Consider the following 19,704-nt stretch of genomic DNA (forward strand, 5'->3'; position numbering starts at 1 on the left):
TACTTTATGAATTCAACCAATTTTTTACGTCACTTGCTTTGGCTTTACTTGCCACAATTCGCTCTGGAGAAGGCGGATTTACATTGACAATTAATTTTCCGTTAAAGTAAAACTTTACATTGGCGACAGCAGTTTTATTGATAATAAATTGTCGATTCACACGGTGGAATTCAGCAGGATTGAGTTCTAACTCAATATCTTCTAATTTTTTGGTGATCATATAGGATTGATTCGTATGCGTAACGGCTTTTACGATACCTGTATCTATGTAAAAATATGCGATGTCTCCTGTTTTTACAGGAATCAATTCATCTCGTTTTTGAACCAAATACGTTGTTTTATAGGCTTTACTCTTTGATTGTAACAATTCTAACATACCTTGTATTTGATTGTTTACAGGCGGCGTTAAGGTTGCATTATTCTTAAACTTATTGATGGCTTCTGAGAGTTCTTCCTCATTCAAAGGTTTTAAAAGGTAGTCTACACTATTTACTTTGAAAGCTTTTATGGCATATTGATCGTATGCAGTTGTAAAAATAATTGGTGTAGTTATTTTTACTTGTTCGAATATTTCAAAAGAAATTCCATCTGCCAAATGAATGTCCATAAAAACCAATTCAGCTTCTGTTGGTTTTGAAAAATAGGCAACAGCAGTAGTGACAGAATCTAATACGTTTAGGACTTCAATATCAGCATCTATTTTTTGTAATAAATAGATAAGATTTTCGCTTGCAGCTATTTCGTCTTCTACAATAACAACCTTCATGTTAAATTAGTTTATAGGTAATTTTACTTTAAAAATGCCATCAGTATCACTGATGCTAATATGCTTTTGTTTTAAAAGTAAATAACGTTTGTTAATATTAGCTAATCCTTGTCCTGTACTATCTACAAAGGTAGCACGTGATTTTATGGCGTTTTCAACAACTAGATAGTTATTTTCAACATACAATTTGACTAATAAAGGATTGCTTCCAGATATTTCATTGTGTTTCACGGCATTTTCAACAAGTAGTTGTAAAGCTAAGGCAGGAATTTTTTCATAATATAAGCTGTCGTCAATATTGATTTCAATATCAAAGCGATCGCGATATCTAGTTTTGATTAAATATACGTAGGTTTTCAAAAACTTCAGTTCTTCACGAAGTGTCACAAAATCTTCTTGTCCACTTTGTAGTATGTACCGGTACATGAATGACAATTTGTTTACAAAATTGGTCGCTTCTTTATTATCGCGAATCAAAGAATTCAAGGAATTTAAAGAATTGAACAAGAAATGCGGATTGATTTGATTCCGTAATGCAGACAGTTCATTTTGCAGATTTTGTCGTTGTAGCATTTCTTTTTCAGCTATATCTGCTTGATGAATGATTTGAAATTGCAGAATGCGAGCAGTGAAAATAGCAATTACTTGAACCATGAAATACACAAAGTAGAGCAACCCTTTATCGGAATAATTCATTACTTCGCCAGCAATTACTTCATGTACATATATTAATAAGAATACAGTTGTGAAAAATAGTATGGTGTTTAATATACTTGTAATCACACTTCTTTTATAAATGTTAAGGTGGCTGTACAGTAATTTCCAATTTGTATTCAATTGTAACACTCCCCAGGAAAATAGAAAAAGAAAGGTTATGCGAATAATTACATCCTTTACAGAAGCATGCGTAAATGATTCCGCCAAACCTTCGAGAATATTATACAGTTGTAGTACTCTAGGCAAATTCACCAATACGGTGATAAGTAATGCAATTCTAAGTAATGCAGACTGTTTTATATTTTTATATTCCAATCGTTTGCGTTTTTTTGATATGTAATGCACGGTTTTGTACAAAGTTATGGGATTTAATGATGAAATGAGTCTAATTTTTTAAGTGATTTTCAAAAAGTGAAAGTGACCGATATTTGTCAAAATTCAGCCACTTTCTCAATCAAATCAAAAAACAATCACTTTACGAACTCTTTGAGTACTTTTTTGGAAAAATCTTTTGAGCTATCCCCAAATGTTTCAGGGTTTTTAATTTTTATATTGATTACAGCTGCCAATTTTTCATTTGCTTCTTGTTTTCAATCTTAGATTATGATTTCTAAAATGTACTTCTTGCTTTGAAAGGGTTCTGTAATTACAGATGCTGAGTTTACATAATTGGTGCTTTAAAATCTGTAGAATCCTTTTTTTATTGTGAGTGTTGGCATATTTTATCAATGACTTGACTTTTCGAAGTGGTTATATCTTTCATTTCTTTTGGGACTATAATTATATTGAAATCCACTCCATCAGTTTGTAATTGATTTTTAAATATTTTGATTTCCTGTTGATTCAGTTTACTGTAAGTATCAATCTTTGGAAAAAATAAAGCTTTTTGTTGCTTCTATATTGTTTTTTATGAGATTTTAAGAGGCTTGTTTCAACTTGAATTCAAGTAGATGCATCACTATTTTCATTAATGTAAAAAAATATTCTTTTCTTTAATATCCTCAGTTTTTTAGTCTTTCCACGAGTTCATAACTTGTAATCAGATGCAATTTACCATCAGTAAACCAATGCATATAATTCCGAGTATTTTGGTAGTATTCTTCATTGTGTGTGTATTTTAGATATTTAGATATAATTTTTTAATTGTTGTCTAACTTCTCATCGCTTTACCTGCTTGGTTAGCATGTTTTTGCATTTCTCTTCCGATCTTTTGAAGTGTAATTTTGAAGTTCTTTTTAAAGTTTGAGATGAAGCTATTTTTTTTGTTTTCACTTTTAATTACTGATGTTAATTCTAATGTGTTCATAATTCTTTGTTTTAAATACTTTTTATAATGGTGTCTTCTGAGATGTTTTATGTTGTATTTTCTATACAAATGTATGTTGGTAATCAGTATTTCATAAGGTGTTTTTAAGTGAAGTAACCAAAAATGAAAGTGAAATGGCCTTAGATGAAAGTGAAGTTTTTTGTAGGAAACTCTAGAGGATTTCCAAAGCGAATAGCAAACAGATTAGAGCAGTGAAATAGCATCAAAAAAAACTTTCAAATTCTTATGAAGAGTTTCAAATACGCACAGAAAAACCTATCATCGTTATCGTTTGCTACCATATTCGATACGTTCCTTTCTATTGTCTTGAAGTTATTGGGGTCTTATCCTACAAAAACTCGTGTTTGGTTGCTCTAATGTCAAGCCAAACGTAACTATACCAACGTGGGTAGAAAATGCAAATGTGGACACGGAGGCGTAATACTCTAAAAATAATTTGGATATACCAAGGAATTTGGAAGTATTGAATGTTCTGAGAAATTTCTTTAATCTTCCAGCATTCACTGAACAGACTAAAATACAAACGATATACCAGTAGATGGAATGACACAATATGGTGAGAATACCTTAGACCATTTTTTTGCAAAATCAGCATTCACATCCCAGAAATTTCCTCAATTTTAGTACTTTTGCTATCATTGGACAAATACCAGAAAACTAAAATAAATACCTAAACAAATTGAAATGAAAAAAACTACTCTTACTTTACTATTATGTGCAGTATTTGCTTTATTTGGAAGCAAAGCTAATGCACAAGATGGTTATACCTACACCTTACAGCACAACGGAGGCTACAGCTTTACAGTACAGGCAGTACCTAACACGAGTTCAAACAACTTTGCCACTTCCGTACAGAGTTATGGTTTTACGATTATATTGCCAGATGGTGAAACTATCGATACAGCATCAGCTACTTCTCTAGGAGGTGCCGAAAGTGTGAATTTCTTCAACGGAGGCAATTTAGGTCAAGCTGCTATTGATGGATATCTGGTGACAGAAACTTTAGGAAGTCCTGCTTCATTACCAGCACCTTCTGCAGCAACGAATTCTGATATGTTTACTTTTACAGTGAATGGAAGTCCTACATCAGGAACTATGTATATCTTAGAAAATAACTCTGCATTAGCTACGACTGTAACAGCTTTAAAATCATTCATGCAAGCAGATATGATTAATGATGGCTCTGCAGTATTTACAAATGTAGTAAGTCCAACGGATTCTGGAGTGTCAGGAATGAGCACTTTTGATTTTAATACTTTAAGTACAGAACAAGCAGAATTAACAGGTGTAAATGTATTTCCAAATCCTGTAAAAAATGTAGCTAGAATTACAGGAGTTAACGATATCCACTCTATTGAAGTAACAAACCTTAACGGACAACGTGTATTAAACCAAGTGTCAAGTTTATCAACAATTGATATGACAAGCTTACAAACAGGAATCTACTTTGCTAAAATTACAGCTTCTGAAGGTTCAAAAACTGTGAAATTGATCAAAGAATAATAAAAAGTATCTTTTATATATAAACGAAAGCGCTGTTCAAACGAATGGCGTTTTTTTATGAACGTTTATTTGAGTTCTAAAGAGCTTCTTAAAAAAGATAGAAAAATGCTTAAAAATGATAATTTGAGCCAGTATACATTCACAGGAAACTATGCTACGAAATAACAAAATTATGTTAGTAGCCAATATTTAAGAATAATTAATAAAAGGATAAAATCAAAAAAACAATCAAATCAGATCATTTTTTTTACGGTGCCTCTAATATTGGAAACAGAGGCACTAGGGTTGTCTTAATGTTGTGTTTTTGGTTGATCTACCATACCTTCAAACCGACAGTTTTTATTTTGAGAATTATTGGAAATTATGAGATTATTTAGGTAAATTGGATGTTATTACAAGTAGTTCATACTAATATATTACTTCAAATAAATCATCGATTATAGAGTTTTGTAAATGGTTTTCTAATCAAACTGGAGAAGAAGATACATTTGCTAGAGCATAAAAGAAAAAATGGCTACTATGGTAAAATATAACTTTATTTATAAAGATATAATGCTTTACAGATAATTAACCAAGATAGATAAAATTTTAAAAATAAAACGATTTTTAAAAGAACATTATTCCTCTCTGAATCTTCAAAACACGGAAGAAGTATTACAACTCAATAGCTCAGAAGTATTGACTTTATTATTTCAAATTTTTCCAAACGACTGTATTTATGATTATTAGTTACATTCTATACTTACACAGCTAGACTATACACCACAAAAAAAGAGTTCAATAGAATTCGTTTGGTGTTTAAAAGAAAACTAAATTGTTTTAATGTCCAAAAGAACTAATTCAGAATAACCAAGGTGTTTTTTTAAGTCCTATTTAAAAAAAAGCAGTACCACCGAAACTAGCAACATGGAAGAAAGAATTTCTTTTAAAGAAGTAATAAGAATCATAGATTAAGTAGATGAATTCGGCAACTCCATTCTATTTGATATTACTTTTGGATCGTTAAACAGTAACTCAAAAATTGGAGGTAAATATTATAAATATAAATATGTTTGAAAGCTTCGTAGGGATACATCAGAAGCATCACCGAATTTAGTAGTCGTCGTAAAATTCTGGCAGCCGTTTGAAAAGAACTTCGCATTACAAACTATACTACACAGTTTAGTGATACCGATGGAAATCAAAATTGGCGTTATGACACGGTTAACAAAAATTCGTTTTACCATTTCAAAGTTGATCCTATACTATCTCTCAGATACATTGTATGGCAATCGTTGCGAGCTTATTTTAAAGCACCAAGAATATAGCCTTCCTGATGCTTTAAAATGGGAAGGTCTTTAAAGCGGGTGTAATTACCTCATTATAATTTTTTAAGCAAGAAAATTAATGCCATGATGATAACTAAAAAGCCCGAATTGCACGCACTGAACCTGAGTTCTCCTTGTATTCGAGTTCATAACCACTAGGAAAAAATTGTCCCCAAGCGATAGCGGAATCGTACTCCGTAGAACACCAATAGAAACTATTTGCAAAATTGCCAAAATTATTACCAAGTCCCAAAGCATTACCCGGTCCTATATTTTCATACATAAGGTTTAGTTCATATTTAGAGGGTAAATACCAATCCGTATAGCCTCCCAATGTTAAATATTGACATAATTCACTAGCATAACAAGAATTACATGAACCTTGCCACCTTCTAATTCCCATGCTATTCCCTAGTCCAGCTCCAATACCATTTCCATAAGCATAGGTGTCTACATAACTGCCATTCCACCATGATATTGCTGTACTTTGATCACTTGGTGCAGCTACCAAACCATGACAACCTGAGGCATCTAAATAGAAAATAATACCTCCTTGGTGGGTGTCGCCAATTGCAAGCCCGCATGTGGAAGTAACACTTTCTGCTGTTTTGGCATGTAAAGCATAAGGCACACTTAATAACTGGCTGGTACCTATTATTGTATAATTACTTCCGCCTTCTGGGTCAATTTCTGTTTTTATAAAATATGTGTCAGTTGCCCAATCTATAGTTGATATATCGCCACTCACAACAGTTCCTGTACCTATTTGTAAAGTTACCAAACCGTTTACATTTGTGGTTGGCGTATGCGTTTCTACGTAAACTGCTGTTCCAGCGGCAGACCCTTGTAATATGCTTATTTGCATGCCTACTGCTTGGTTACTTACTAAATTATCGCCACTGTCTCTTACAACAGCTTGGTAACTCATCTTTTCTGGACTCTGAGCCCATGTTGTCGTTGCTAATAAAATAAAAGCCAATAATGTGTATAATTTATTCATAATAATTTAAGATTATTTTTTAATGATTTTAAATGTTTTCAACGCTTTATTGTTTTGCTGAACTTGTAATACATAAGTACCAAAACCTAATGCCTGTATTTCTATTTTTGTACTTGCTTGCAACACCTTGTTTTGAGCAACTAAACGCCCTTGGATGTCATACAACGCATAGCTTACATTGGTAAGATTAGCATCGTTCAAACTCAATACCACATAATCTGTACTTGGGTTAGGATAGGTAACTGCTTTTAAGTTTAGTGATGTTAACTCATGATTGCTTAGCGTAAAAATTTCTAAGCTTTGTTGTACCCCTTGAATTACACTACCTGTAGCTGAGGTATTGGTGTTATAAAACAACTGACCTACGGAATAACTAGAACTACCGCCACTACCTGTGGTATCGCTTCCAGATGATAAAATGGTTTCTTGAGCACTTAATATATGTGCCATAAAGAACAGTGATACTACTAATAATTTTCTTTGCATACGTGTTAAATTAAATTTTCTATTACTTTTTTAAAACAAGCTATTCAAATTCCGTCTTTGACATTAAAAACAGACAATAGCTATTCAAGCAGAACAATTTGTTTTGATTGTAAAACAAATGTAACATGAAACTGTCAATCAATCTACATTAGAAATGCTTAATATATATAAATAAGTAGAAATACCTAGTCTTGTTTTTCGTATCATTATAAAATTTATAACGATGGAAATAATAAGCTGAATTCAAAAAAACACTATTAGAACCTAATGTTTGGATAAGAGGGCTAGAATTATAGGAATGAACGAAAAAGAGTATGAAATTACATAAATTATGTACTCCATTTATGCTACGAGAAACTACACTTTCCAAAAAAAAGTATCTTTAGTACAAAACTTAATCTTTGATCAAGACGCATGTTGTTTTAGATCCGAACCTTAAACACCTAATTAGTTACCACAAACACCTTACTACGATACCTGAAAAAAGGAAAAACGTTCTATGACATATTTTGGCAAATGAAATTATACAATATTTTTTATTTAGAAAATCGCTATTCGTAAGTAAATTTCAAAAAATATAGAAATAACAGGAATTTTTGTCATACATAAGTCTTAGCAAATACGAGCAAAACTCACAAATTGGAAAAATTAAAAAAAATGAAATAGATTTAATTTTTCCATTCATTGATAGAAAAAGTCACCAGAGTAGCAGAAGTTAAAGCAAAAAAAAGAAAAAGGAAAGAATTTATTTTATGTTGGTCTAATTCTAGCTGGAATCGGGCTTTTTGTAACAATTGGAACATTATCTGGATTAATCAAATTAAAGGTTGTTAGAATTATCGCATGCGAACCGAATGCTGCCGGTATAATTACAGCTATGATTGGAAAATCAAAAATAAAAAGAACTTATTAACTAAATAAAAACGATTTGCCAACTACACCTAAACTGCATTACAACGCAGCTTAGCTAAGCCTTAAGTAACAATCATGGAATTAGTCATAAAAGTATCAATAATTGGAATTCTATTTGGTTTTACTTCTTGTAAAGAAAAATCGAGTGAAAAAGGAATCTTTAACTTCTGAACTCTCTCATATCGAAAAAATTAGAAATATATCTGATAGTTTAAGTATTCAAGGAATAACAGTAAAGAATTTATTTAAAAATCAAATTCTAGCTCACCAAGAAAATTACGATAATATTATAATTATCGAAAAAGGTTTATCGACCACATAAAGCACTTTGAAACAATTGTTATGGAATGATTTTCGGGAAAGAAAACAGCGATAAATTTAGAACGTCAAAAGGAATGATTGAATGGTATAGAACACTTTATCTATAAAATAAATTCTTTTTTGACGAAAGAGCAAACACGCTTATAACTATGAATCTTGACTCTATTATAGAAAATAATTTTATAAAATTTAATCAGTTAGTTTCTCATAAAATAGAATCGACAATTAGTATGTTATTTACCCCACTAACGGGAATTTTATTTGGTGGTTATGATAATGACCAATTTTGTAATGTGTTAAATTATAATGGGCAGAATATTGAATACACAATAGAAAATGGAATTCCTCATGAATTAAATCATCTTGCCTACAAACCTTTTAGAGAAAATGACCCAAAAAAGAATTCCGCATTAGGACAAACTATAGGCGAGGGTTTTACCTATTAATTTACTTGGGTATTTTTTGATAGACAAATCTCAAAGTATGAAGCCGTAGAAAATTTGACGGAAAATGATTGGGATTAGTATTTGGACACGAAAAAGAATTATTTTCTTAATTGAAACAATATTTTGATGATGAAAGTGGCGATAACCCACTATTGAGAAATGATAAAATAAAATTATTTGAAGACGCGCCTAAAAGTCTAAATTATTGGTTAGGCTTCCGAATAATTGAAAAATATGTAGAGAAAAATGGAAAGAGTAGTTGGAAGGATATTTATGAGTTGGATGTTACATATATACTTGAAAAAAGCAGCTACGAAAAATATATTAATGAACTAAAATGACCGTTACTAATAATGGTAACCGTCACACAAGTCTGTAATTTGAAGTAATTTATTACTTTTCAAATATTTCTTTCATAAACACCTTGGATAAAAGTGTTTTTTATGCTTACAAATCAAGCAGGAACTTACCTAAAAATTGCATAGTTTCCTTTACTATTTTAATACTTTAAACACCTATAAATTGTCAATAAATTTGAGATTATAGCAACTGAAAACTTCACCGCGTTAAAAAGCAAGCAGGAAAACACGCTGCGTTTACACTTCTTAAATCACGAAAGAACCATTTTAAGTTAAGGTTTGAGACTATCTAGGGCAATCCTCAACTTTTACGCAGTACGATTCTTAGTATATTGAAAAGACCAACAAATTAGTTAGAGAGCAGAGACACAGACAACTGGTATTGCTGTTGATGTAATACGAGTCCAATCAGAAGTACTGTAAAAACTTTTGAAGTATAGTTACTGGCATATTTACTTAAACTTCTGAATCTTCATATACTATATCTTAGGTTTACATAAATTAAGGGCATGGTCCATTTTCACAACAAGGACCAGTTTGACATTCAAAAAAAGTAGCGATTACATTAACTAAGATTATTAAAATAACAAGGAAAAAAGTAACATATTCAAAGCGTAGAATTTTAGACTTATCAAGATTCTTTTTAGGCAAGAAAAATAAAAATACTGCTGAAAATAAAATACTAGCCAAAAAAATCAAAACTCCCCAAGAATACAAATACATTCCAAAAATAGGACTTCCATAACCTGCTGCAACCCCAGGTTCGGGGCATATGTGTAATAAAACTTGTCTCGTTGAAAAAATTAGTCCTATAATTGATGCTATAACGACCAAGCCAAAATGAGATGCTTTAAAGCCGTAAAATATATTCAAACTCAAACCAAAAAGAATGCCTATCATTCCCATTCTTTGAAGCAAACAAAGTGGGCAGGGATCTTCGTTCAACCCAAATTGAAAATAAAAAGCACCTAGGAGTATGCTCGATACAATGAGCATACAAATACTATTTAAAATCTTTAACGTATTCATAGGCTTAAAAATTTAAATCTAAGGTTGATGTGGTGTGGTATAAAAACATCATAATAGATGCGAATGTCGATAGTGCAAAACAAATAATAGCCAATTTCTTTTTGTTCTTATAAGCAAAGTAAAAAGAAACTAGGTATAGTAGAAATATCAAAGCCATAACAAGTCAATTACATATGTTAGAATTTTTTAATTTACAAAAATGAACTAAAGGAAGCAAAAAAATATTTCTTGCCAGCTTGTAGGCTGAGTCTTGAAAGTACATGTTAAAATTTAATAAACAAAAAACCCGATCGTATGAGATCGGGTTTTTCTGGTGGTGCCTCCAGGAATCGAACCAGGGACACAAGGATTTTCAGAGTCAAAAGCCATGATAATAAAATCATAACTAATTGAAAAATAGTTTTTTAGAAATGTATGATTGTTATGTTTTTTCTTAAATTATTGCAATATAATACGTTTTATAATACTTCCAAAATTACGCTTGTTGGTAAAAAGTTACGCTTATACATTTTTTTGCTTTTTTAATCTAATAGGTTTAAATTTAGTATTCCAACTTGTTTGAAAAGGAATCAATTTCGTTACGGTTTTTCAATAAAATTTGAAAAAAATATAAAAGCGAATAGATAAATACTTTTTTTAACATTACATTTGAATTCCACCAAGCCTAAAACATTGATTATTAAAGGTTGAAAAAGTTTTATAATAATTAATTTATACTAATATTTTGATCTATTTTTATAGTTATTAACTATAAAAATAGAACAATGAAAAAAGTATTAATAGTAATTGCAGCTTTAGGTTTATTAAATTTTTATTCTTGTACCCCTAATAGTGTGCAAGACGATTTTGAATATGGCACTGAAGAATCAACAGACAAAAAAGACTCTACAAACTCCAACGGAGGAAACTCAGGAACAGTCGACAACGACGAAGATTAAATCAAAATATATCTATATAATTTTATCGGCGATCTTTGCTGCCGCTTTTTTTAGCCATGAATTTATTCCTGACGAAATTCAAGAAGAAATTCAGGCGATTCAAAAACATACAGAGCAAAAATCCAAAAGAACTTTTCACTTAAACGAAGTAAAGAAGTTATCTATTGGCACAGATGAGTATGTCAATTATTTAAAGTACAAAAAGTCTACAGATAAGGCTCATAAAGAAGTGCTTCAAATCCAAAAAAAACAAGAATTTAGAGGGTTTGAAGATTTTCAACAATTTCTAGGTGAGTTCAATTGGGCTTTTGCTTTGTTTTTATACACTCTTTTCAATCTAAAAAATGTTATTAGTAAAGATGAGTTTAATAAATGGGAATTGTTATTTCATCTAAACATAACTTTCATTTCAATATATTTTATTTGCTGGGCTATTAGCCCTCCGTCCTTTCAAGATTATGAGAAAGTTACTTATTTATTATATGCATTAGGTTTCTCTATTTTATCAGCATTATCAATGTATTTTATTGTTCTAAAATCACAGAAGAGAGAGGAAGAATTGACAGAAAATATTCAGCGTTTAATAGACTTTGTTTTTAGAGTTCGAAACGAACATTATAAAACAGTAGCGAAGAAAGCAATGCATGCTGAAATGTATAATAAAGCAAAACTAACAAATGATACTGTCAAACAAAATGCAGACGATTTCGAAGAGGACCTATTCGAAACTTTAGAAACAATGAAATAATTGTATTGAAATGAACTATACAAGGAGATTTAAAATATTAAAAAAGCTTTTCGATAAAAAGTTCTTACCAAATGAGGATTTACTTTCTACTTCGAGTAAAACATTATCTGAGGAAATAATAGAAGAGATGGAAGATGAGTACGTAAGTAATATGAAAAAAATTGATGATTTAGAATTGCAGAATCTACTATTGGATAATGAGATTATGCTTCAGGAAAAGGAACAAGAAAATTAATTTTGTTTTTGATGTAAGTTTCGTTCTTTCTCCTTTCTCTGTTCTTCTAAATAATCTATGACACCTCTTTGAATCTTAATTTCTGAATACATATTGTAAGCAGGGCTTTCATGAAAATTTCTGCGTTCTTCATTTTTATATAAATAAGTGTAAATATCTTCCGCACTTAAATTATCTAGTATATCTACTGAACTAAAATCACTTTTATCCTCAAAAAACACACTTCCTTTTCCAGTTAACAACCAATTCATATTGATGTTTTCAAACTTATTTGAAATATCGATTAGTATATCTACAGAAGGCTTAGTGTTGGGCTTTTTTAGTCTATTTAATTTTTCAGAAGAATTGTAGCCTAAGCCATTCTTAGCTAGGTCATTAACACTTTTGTATCCAGTCCTTTTAGAGAGGGATTCTATTCGTTTATAAAAATCATTCATTACAAATAAATTTGAATTAAAAACAAATAAGTTTGATTAATTCAAACTAGTTTGTATATTTGTACATGTATTACATGTAATACTTCAAATCTAATGAAAAAAAATAAGGTACAGGTTTGAATTTTTAAAAATCGCCAAAATACCTCAAACAAACGATTAATAACATGAGCCAAAACCCAACAATTATTAGTGATGAAGATAGATTTTTAAGCTTAAAAATAAAGTTTAAAAATCTTGGAATAGAAAAATTCCCAGGAAAAGAAGTGAAAAATCATGTGCCTGAATACATGAAAGGAAAACGCTCTATAGATTGGTTTGAAGGAGCTAAAAACTTTTGGAATCTTAGGAATAAGAAATACTCAACCTACCTGAAAACATTCGAATATATATACAGTGAATATAATACTTAAAACCGTATGGATTATCTGAAACAGATTAACGAAATACACAGTGCATTAGAAATTTTAATGATAAAAACTATAGCACTAAAGGAAGAGCTGTCTGGTGGTTCGGGCAGCTCTATAAAAAAACGCTCCATAAAAAAAGGAGTTGTTGAAAGAAGGAGAAATAGGCTAAAAAAGAATAAATCATGACAAAAGTTATCACACCTACGCAGTTTTTAAACCAGCAAATAGAAGCTACTCAAAAGGCTGATTTTCTAAGCCCATATGATAAGCACTTGCTGATAGCATTCTACGACAGTCGTAAAAAGAAGCGATTGCTCGAAATTGAAATAATAGACGCTACAATAGTAAACGCTTAACATCATGCTAAAATCTTACATAAAATACTGTCTGTTTTTTCAAAGTAAAAACATTATACACATCGTGGTTGGTGTTATAAATTGGGTTTCGTTGTTAAATATTCTAAGACTATTTATATGAATAGATAATTCAAATTACAAGAAACAATATCAAATATCAAAAAACCGCATTAGGGTTTTTATGGGGAAGCCGAAAACCATTTTAGAGTAGGCATAATTTTATTATTGGTTAGACTATTTTTTTTAGCGTGTAGGGCGCATTCGGGAAAAGCGCCCTACGTAACCAATAGTATTTTAATTGTAGATGATGAAAAAAAGGTATAGTAAATCACTAGGCTAAGAAATGAAGTCGCCAAACGCGCCAAAGGACATCTAATTTTTCACTAAAACTATTATGAAAGAAATATATGGAAGTGATACAAAAGAGACTTTCGGAGCATTTTATAAAAGCAGCTAAAATGCGTAAATCTGAAAAAAGTCAAAAAATTGAAATTGAATATTTGTGTGAATTATTAGAGGAAACACCTAATTATTATACATCAATCGAATTAGAAATTATTATTAAACAATACGAATTATGAAAATAGTTATCAAGAATTACTTGACGTCTTTTAAAGTTTATTTATTGAACCTAAGAAAATCAACTTGTAAATTGAATTTTTCAGAAAATGAAGATGAATTTCAAGAAATTGATGCTTTTACTGATAGAGAAATTGAAATTATTGCCTATATGATTGATAAATACAAGGACAATAATAAAAGGAAGTATGCATTTGAAAGAAATCATCATCTGGCATTAACAATGTATGAAACTATAAAAACACTTAAAAAACATGAAATTGAATATTTTTTAGTTAAAAACAACCTTGACATTGAAGAATTAGAACGATCGGAAGAATATATTGTAAGCGAAAAGACTTTAGGTCACTATCTATCAAATTTAGATGCTACGATTGCTGATGAAATAAAAAAAGACATATTAGGACATCTTACTGAATCTGAAAAAATAGAACGTCTAACTTCACCTTTTAAGAGTAATGTTTTTAAACACTATATAACAATTATTTCTTCAGAATTAAAAATAGATCAACAAAAAGAATTATTGATTAAACGTATCAAAAAAGAGTCTAAAAAAGTTCTTATTGAACGGTTAGAAAAAATGATTCCAGTACAATTTAAACACTCTTCAATAGAGATATAAATTTATTCCGATCTAAGAGAAAAAAACAAGGTGTTTTCTAAAGGCTTAGCAAACACCTATTTTTTTACATAATTAATACGCAAAAAAAAAGCACCCTAAATCAACTAAAGATGCTTTTATGATATAATTTGTTTGATAAATTAACATCTCAAATATATGTCTTTTTGCTGTTAATACAAACTATTACAATTAATTAACTAAAAAAAGTATATGAGTTTCATAAAACAGAACTTCATAACCTCTCTATTATCTGACATCGATATAAAAAGAATCATTGAACCTCACATAGTGCTGAAAAAGAAAGGTATTCACTATTTCGGAAAAAGTCCGTTTACAGAAGAAAATACTCCATCTTTTTGCGTAGATATACGAAAAAATCGTTTTCGGGATTATTCGAGCGGGAAAAGTGGAAACGCTGTAACTTTCTTAATGGAATACAATAGTTTGACATTTCCAGAAGCAATCGAAGAAATTGCAAAAATTTACGGTATTTCCGTAGAATATGAAAAAGTAGAAATTGCACAAAAGAAAGCGGAAAAAACAAAGAAAAAGGATGATTTACGACCTCTTTTAAATTCTACACTACTACACTATCAAAACGCACTAAAACAGCTACACAACCAACATCCAGCACATAAAGAAATTGCTTTTCGTGGTTATGGCCAGGAACATGTAATTGACTGGCAAATTGGTTTCGCTCCTGGTAACAAATTTATTTACGATAAAATTTCAAAAATAAAACGTGTAAATGATGCTTTAGAACTTGGGATCATATCTGAAAAAGAAAGTAGATTTTACGACAAATATTACAATCGTTTGGTGTATCCAATTCATGACGAATACGGTTTACTTTTGGGTTTTGCTGGTCGCGATTTAAGCGGATCAAAAAGAGCTGCTAAATGGATAAATCCAAATCAAAGTGCTATCTATGAAAAGGAAAAAATATGGTTCGGGATGCACCGTGCCAAAACTGCAATCCTAAATAAAAAAGAAGCATGGATTGTAGAGGGCTACAATGATGTAATTGCGTGGCATATTAACGGGATTGAAAACACCGTTGCGCCATGCGGAACTGCAATAACAGAAAACCAAATTAAACGCCTCAAACGCTTTTGTGATTCCGTTGTATTGGCGTTTGATGGCGACAAATCAGGTAAAAAAGCAATTATTAAATACATTCCTATTCTTTTGAAGCATGGATTTACAGTTCATGTCTTTGATTTGCTTGGCTGTGATCCAGACAGTTTTACACGTTTGTATAGACAAACGTTAGAAAAAGAATCATTAACAAAATTTACAGATTCCTTTTATTTTAAAACAGAGGGATTTACGTATTTATTGGAACATTACATTGCAAAACTCAAAGATTCTGAAAATAAAGACGATATAATTTTACTCAATAAAAATACAAAATTGTTATGTGAAGTTATTTCGAGTGTTCCCGATGAAGCCACGCGAGAAGCGTTTACGGGATGGCTCGTAAATGAAAGCGGGATTAAAAAACCAACCGTAAATAAATGGCTAAAAGAGTACCAAAAAGGACAAGATCCAGAAGAAAACAAACCATTTCAAAAATACGTAATGCCCGACAGCGTAAAAGTTCCTTTTAAAGATGTTGAAGATTGCGTAATGCGATACGGACTATTCCAAGCAGAGAACCAAATTTGGATGCTTAGATCATCTGCAAATAAAAGTTTCTTTACTTCGGTTTCAAATTTTAATATCGAGGTTATACAGCACATGCAGGATGAAAAGCAGCCGACTAAATTAATTCGCATTGAAAACGTTTACGGAGAACGTGCCGTTTTTGATACACCTTCAAACACGATCAATACATTGCAATCATTTGATACCATTGTGACCAATCACGGAAGATTTGATTTTTTAGGCGATTACAGAGACCATAAAAAACTAAGATCGTATTTAATAGATAATATGGGAACAGGTAGAAAAATAACGATTTTAGGCTGGCAACAAGAAGGATTTTTTGTTTGGAATAACAAAGTAATAGTTCCCGGAAAGTCCGATATAGAAATCGACAAAAACGGAGTTTTTAAACATGAAGGAACGTGTTTTTATGTTCCTTCAGCGAATTTTTTGTATTCGTCAAATGCCTTTATGTATCCTTCACAGAAAAAATTTAAGGTTATTCAAAGTAACGTTTCTTTTAAAGATTTTTGCGCACAAGTTCAAAGAGTACATAAAGGTCATGCCATCACGGCAATACTGTACACGATTACATGCTTTTTTAGAGATATTATAATTGATGAATTTGATAATTTTCCGATCTTATTTTTATACAGTAGAGCTGCTGGAACCGGAAAGGATGAACTTGCAAAGGCTTGTAAATCATTTTTCGGGATTCCGCAAACAGGTTTGAACCTAGAAAGCGGAATTTCAACAAAGAAAGCGGAAGTGCGCGAATTTGCCCAATTTTCCAACGCCTTGGCGCATCTTTCCGAATACAAGTTAAAAGAAAGTGACGGAATGATAAAAGGACTTTGGGATAATTCAGGATATAAAAGAGGGCTTAGAGAATCATACGTTGCAAATGAAGAAATACCTATCCTCGCTGGCGTAATTCTGACTGGAAATGAACACCCGGACAAAGAACCGGTAATTTCTCGCTTTTTATGGGAAGAAATAACAAAAAGAGAATTTACCGTTGACGATGATAAAGAATTTCAAAAGCTGGAAGTTATTGTAAATAATGGTTTGAGTTCTTTTACTGTGGAAATTCTACATTTTAGAGAGAAATACAAAAAGAACTTCAATAGAGCCTACAACAAATACAAAGAGTATTATAAAGGCGAAATTGAAGAAATTCACTCGAGAGTATTACACAATATTTGCATTATAAGTGCCACCTATGAAGTATTAAAAGATCATTTAGAATTTTCGTTTACATTCATAGAAATGAAAGAACACCTTATAAAAGGCGTTGAAAAGCAAAAAAGAAAACTAGCATCTACCAGCATCGTAAATAAATGGTGGGATTGCTTTTTGGCTGCAATGCGAATTTCGTTTTTAGATCGTATTCAATTAAGGCGTGAATATAAGATAAACGGCACGCTATTATACTTCAATTTTAGAAATGTATATAGTAAAGTACAAAGACAATGGTACGCACAATATAGAGAACCTGCACCAGCAGATACAGCAATGAAAGAAACATTAAAAAGAGAAGTTTCTTTTGTTGAAGTTAAAAGGACTGTACGCATAAATCCAAGTGATAAAAACGGAACTAGTGCATACGTGTTTGATTTACAAAATACCATTATTAAAGAAGATATAATAAACGCTATAGAATGGCAAAAAAGAGAATTAGGAATACCTGGATCGGTTATAGAAAATAACAACGATACAGATGATATACCACCGCCACCGAAAGAACCTGAAAGCAAACAAGAAGATTTGCCATTTTAAAGAAAGCAGCTTATTTAAGCTGTTTTTTTGTGCAAGTTTTCAGCTTTGATGCAACATTTTTTTATCATTTTCCCTATGAATTATAAATATAGAAACGTTTAAAAAGTGTTTTTTTTACGCACACAATGCACACAAGCATATAAATATTTAAAAATCAATAAGTTATGAAAGAACAGTATGTGTGATTTACCGTGTGCGTATGTGTGCGTTTGTGTGCATACGTTTTTTCATGCACACATACGCACACACTATAGAGGTATGTTTCACACAAACGCACACATTATTTAAAAACTTACACATCTCTATATCAGTAACTTAACTTTAGGTATATGTAATGTGTGCATTGTGTGCGGTAATATTATGTGTTTTGGGGTGGTCACTTTTAAATTTTATATCTTTATCTTAGAATCTAAATTATGATGACACCAACATTATTTTTTGCAGATAAAAGTTTAAATCGTCCAGGTTCTGGAATTGAGTTCGGAGCGGGTATGGTTTATATTTTATTAGCTTTAATAATTATATGCCTATTGGGATTATTGGTTTCGTTTGCATATTACATATACACAAAAATAAAGTTGCGATCTATCCATAAAAACAAACTTCATCCCATTAAGCAAATGAAATACGGCGACTATATACTACTTTTACCCAAATAGTATTAACCCTACTTCTCGCTAGAATATAAAATCTATAAAATATTTACGATCAGTTTCGGAAATCCCGATGCACCTTTTATGGGAAAGCTCGTAAATCTACATCAACAAGAATCAACAATAAATATAAAAAGTGTTGATGCTTTTTTACTTTACTGAATGTGTCATATCAACGTAAAATCAACAGAAAACGAGCGAATCAACAGAAAATCAACAGTAATCAACAGTAATCAAAGGTTTTCATCAACACAAATCAACAATTACAATCAACATAAATCAATGATGATTTACAGCTAATTACACGATCATCCGTAAAACAATTTACGATCCGGCTCGTGAAATCCCGATGCACCTTTTACGGGAAAGCTCGTAAATCTATATCAACAAGAATCAACAATAAATATAAAAAGTGTAGATGCTTTTTTACTATCCTGAAAGTACCATATCAACGTAAAATCAACAGAAAACGAACGAATCAACAGAAAATCAACGAGAATCAACGAGAATCAACAACTATTTACAACGAACTGTTTTGAATCGCTCTGGAACTGCCTGCGGAATATTAACCGTTGCCGCGCATCCATCAACACAAATCAACAGATTTACTATTCGAATAGTTGTTACATTTGATTACGATCCAAATGAACGAAAGTTTAAACTCGTAAAAAACAGATAAAAAAATACAATTGATATTATTGAAAAAGCAATTTCTTTTGATTCGAAACTGTCAGATTTCATTTCAAAAAAATAATATTGAAGCTTCTGAATGTTAATACAGAATATAAAACTTTTACAAATATTTGTAGAAATTATGTGTACAACTGAAACTCAAAAAATAGAGGCACAGCGAACTAAAGCGATGAATCGAATTGATAGAGAATATTACGATCGTAATTCGCCTCACTATTTAGATAATCAACGTTTTTCTTGGGCGGTTAAAAGGATCAACCAAGGATTTAACGAGAAATTAGAACAACTTAAAAACCTGTAGTTATGGCAAAACGTCACAGACTTGTAAAAATAGCATTAGAAGCACTAAATCTTGAATATGACAACTCAGAGCATGAGGAGCCATTAAATGATGTTAAAGATGTTAAACTGTTAATTCAACATTTTAATAGTCAAAT

General features: G+C 31.0%; 21 protein-coding genes. 13 read left to right on the forward strand and 8 right to left on the reverse strand.

The window, feature by feature from the left end; all coding sequences use genetic code 11:
- Positions 1-4 precede the first annotated feature (4 nt).
- From MK119_RS14910 to MK119_RS14920, 3 genes are all read right to left on the reverse strand, one after another.
- Positions 5-766: a LytTR family DNA-binding domain-containing protein gene (locus tag MK119_RS14910; protein WP_290680216.1), complete on the reverse strand. Its 762-nt coding sequence runs from the start codon at positions 764-766 to the stop codon at positions 5-7.
- A 6-nt stretch (positions 767-772) separates the two neighbouring features.
- On the reverse strand, positions 773-1,828 hold the full coding sequence (locus MK119_RS14915) for a histidine kinase (protein WP_290680218.1): 1,056 nt from the start codon (positions 1,826-1,828) through the stop codon (positions 773-775).
- Positions 1,829-2,633: 805 nt separating this feature from the next.
- Complete coding sequence (locus MK119_RS14920) at positions 2,634-2,789, reverse strand: hypothetical protein (RefSeq protein ID WP_290680220.1); 156 nt, start codon at positions 2,787-2,789, stop codon at positions 2,634-2,636.
- A 705-nt stretch (positions 2,790-3,494) separates the two neighbouring features.
- Between MK119_RS14920 and MK119_RS14925 the strand changes: the two genes are divergently transcribed.
- Both MK119_RS14925 and MK119_RS14930 read left to right on the forward strand, forming a co-directional pair.
- Complete coding sequence (locus MK119_RS14925; RefSeq protein ID WP_290680222.1) at positions 3,495-4,313, forward strand: T9SS type A sorting domain-containing protein; 819 nt, start codon at positions 3,495-3,497, stop codon at positions 4,311-4,313.
- A 1,194-nt stretch (positions 4,314-5,507) separates the two neighbouring features.
- Positions 5,508-5,654, forward strand: coding sequence for a hypothetical protein (locus MK119_RS14930; RefSeq protein ID WP_290680224.1), 147 nt, complete (start codon positions 5,508-5,510; stop codon positions 5,652-5,654).
- A gap of 60 nt (positions 5,655-5,714) precedes the next feature.
- Here MK119_RS14930 and MK119_RS14935 read toward each other — a convergent pair whose 3' ends face one another.
- Together MK119_RS14935 and MK119_RS14940 are read right to left on the reverse strand one after the other, a co-directional pair.
- Positions 5,715-6,620, reverse strand: a complete 906-nt coding sequence (locus MK119_RS14935; protein WP_290680226.1) for a DUF1566 domain-containing protein — start codon at positions 6,618-6,620, stop codon at positions 5,715-5,717.
- Positions 6,621-6,632: 12 nt separating this feature from the next.
- Positions 6,633-7,070, reverse strand: a complete 438-nt coding sequence (locus MK119_RS14940; protein WP_290680228.1) for a T9SS type A sorting domain-containing protein — start codon at positions 7,068-7,070, stop codon at positions 6,633-6,635.
- A gap of 1,499 nt (positions 7,071-8,569) precedes the next feature.
- Here MK119_RS14940 and MK119_RS14945 point away from each other — a divergent pair.
- Together MK119_RS14945 and MK119_RS14950 are read left to right on the forward strand one after the other, a co-directional pair.
- The gene (locus tag MK119_RS14945; RefSeq protein ID WP_290680230.1) at positions 8,570-8,785 is read left to right on the forward strand and encodes a hypothetical protein; all 216 of its coding nucleotides are present in this window, start codon (positions 8,570-8,572) and stop codon (positions 8,783-8,785) included.
- Positions 8,786-8,895: 110 nt separating this feature from the next.
- Positions 8,896-9,126, forward strand: coding sequence for a hypothetical protein (locus MK119_RS14950; RefSeq protein WP_290680232.1), 231 nt, complete (start codon positions 8,896-8,898; stop codon positions 9,124-9,126).
- Positions 9,127-9,645: 519 nt separating this feature from the next.
- Here MK119_RS14950 and MK119_RS14955 read toward each other — a convergent pair.
- Positions 9,646-10,173 carry a disulfide bond formation protein B gene (locus tag MK119_RS14955; protein WP_290680234.1) on the reverse strand — a complete coding sequence of 176 codons (528 nt, stop codon included), beginning with the start codon at positions 10,171-10,173 and terminating at the stop codon, positions 9,646-9,648.
- A gap of 4 nt (positions 10,174-10,177) precedes the next feature.
- On the reverse strand, positions 10,178-10,330 hold the full coding sequence (locus tag MK119_RS24335; protein ID WP_366512822.1) for a DUF5993 family protein: 153 nt from the start codon (positions 10,328-10,330) through the stop codon (positions 10,178-10,180).
- Between the two features lie 607 nt (positions 10,331-10,937).
- Between MK119_RS24335 and MK119_RS14960 the strand changes: the two genes are divergently transcribed.
- Genes MK119_RS14960 through MK119_RS14970 form a run of 3 tightly spaced genes read left to right on the forward strand, consistent with a single transcriptional unit; the run spans position 10,938 to position 12,094 of the window.
- Positions 10,938-11,111 (forward strand): hypothetical protein, encoded by a 174-nt coding sequence (locus tag MK119_RS14960; protein ID WP_290680236.1) that lies wholly within the window; start codon positions 10,938-10,940, stop codon positions 11,109-11,111.
- On the forward strand, positions 11,026-11,859 hold the full coding sequence (locus MK119_RS14965; protein ID WP_290680238.1) for a hypothetical protein: 834 nt from the start codon (positions 11,026-11,028) through the stop codon (positions 11,857-11,859). Before MK119_RS14960 ends, MK119_RS14965 begins: the two co-directional genes overlap by 86 nt.
- A 10-nt stretch (positions 11,860-11,869) precedes the next feature.
- A complete protein-coding gene (locus MK119_RS14970; RefSeq protein ID WP_290680240.1) occupies positions 11,870-12,094 on the forward strand; it encodes a hypothetical protein in 225 nt (74 codons plus the stop codon).
- Here the strand turns inward: MK119_RS14970 and MK119_RS14975 are convergent.
- Positions 12,091-12,531 carry a hypothetical protein gene (locus tag MK119_RS14975; RefSeq protein WP_290680242.1) on the reverse strand — a complete coding sequence of 147 codons (441 nt, stop codon included), beginning with the start codon at positions 12,529-12,531 and terminating at the stop codon, positions 12,091-12,093. The genes MK119_RS14970 and MK119_RS14975 overlap by 4 nt on opposite strands.
- A 164-nt stretch (positions 12,532-12,695) precedes the next feature.
- On the opposite strand from MK119_RS14975, the gene MK119_RS14980 reads away from it, so the two are divergent.
- The 6 genes from MK119_RS14980 to MK119_RS15005 all read left to right on the forward strand — a co-directional run bounded on the left by MK119_RS14980 (position 12,696) and on the right by MK119_RS15005 (position 19,253).
- Positions 12,696-12,941 (forward strand): hypothetical protein, encoded by a 246-nt coding sequence (locus MK119_RS14980; RefSeq protein WP_290680243.1) that lies wholly within the window; start codon positions 12,696-12,698, stop codon positions 12,939-12,941.
- Positions 12,942-13,120: 179 nt separating this feature from the next.
- Positions 13,121-13,294 carry a hypothetical protein gene (locus tag MK119_RS14985; RefSeq protein ID WP_290680245.1) on the forward strand — a complete coding sequence of 58 codons (174 nt, stop codon included), beginning with the start codon at positions 13,121-13,123 and terminating at the stop codon, positions 13,292-13,294.
- A gap of 407 nt (positions 13,295-13,701) precedes the next feature.
- Positions 13,702-13,875, forward strand: a complete 174-nt coding sequence (locus MK119_RS14990) for a hypothetical protein (RefSeq protein ID WP_290680247.1) — start codon at positions 13,702-13,704, stop codon at positions 13,873-13,875.
- A complete protein-coding gene (locus MK119_RS14995) occupies positions 13,872-14,495 on the forward strand; it encodes a hypothetical protein (protein WP_290680249.1) in 624 nt (207 codons plus the stop codon). Before MK119_RS14990 ends, MK119_RS14995 begins: the two co-directional genes overlap by 4 nt.
- Before the next feature lie 210 nt (positions 14,496-14,705).
- Entirely contained in the window at positions 14,706-17,921 is a 3,216-nt protein-coding gene (dnaG, locus tag MK119_RS15000) for a DNA primase (RefSeq protein WP_290680251.1), read from the forward strand.
- 1,188 nt (positions 17,922-19,109) lie between these two features.
- Positions 19,110-19,253 (forward strand): hypothetical protein, encoded by a 144-nt coding sequence (locus MK119_RS15005; RefSeq protein ID WP_290680253.1) that lies wholly within the window; start codon positions 19,110-19,112, stop codon positions 19,251-19,253.
- Positions 19,254-19,704: the final 451 nt, after the last annotated feature.

Source organism: Kordia sp. (assembly GCF_022447245.1).
Lineage (GTDB): Bacteria > Bacteroidota > Bacteroidia > Flavobacteriales > Flavobacteriaceae > Kordia.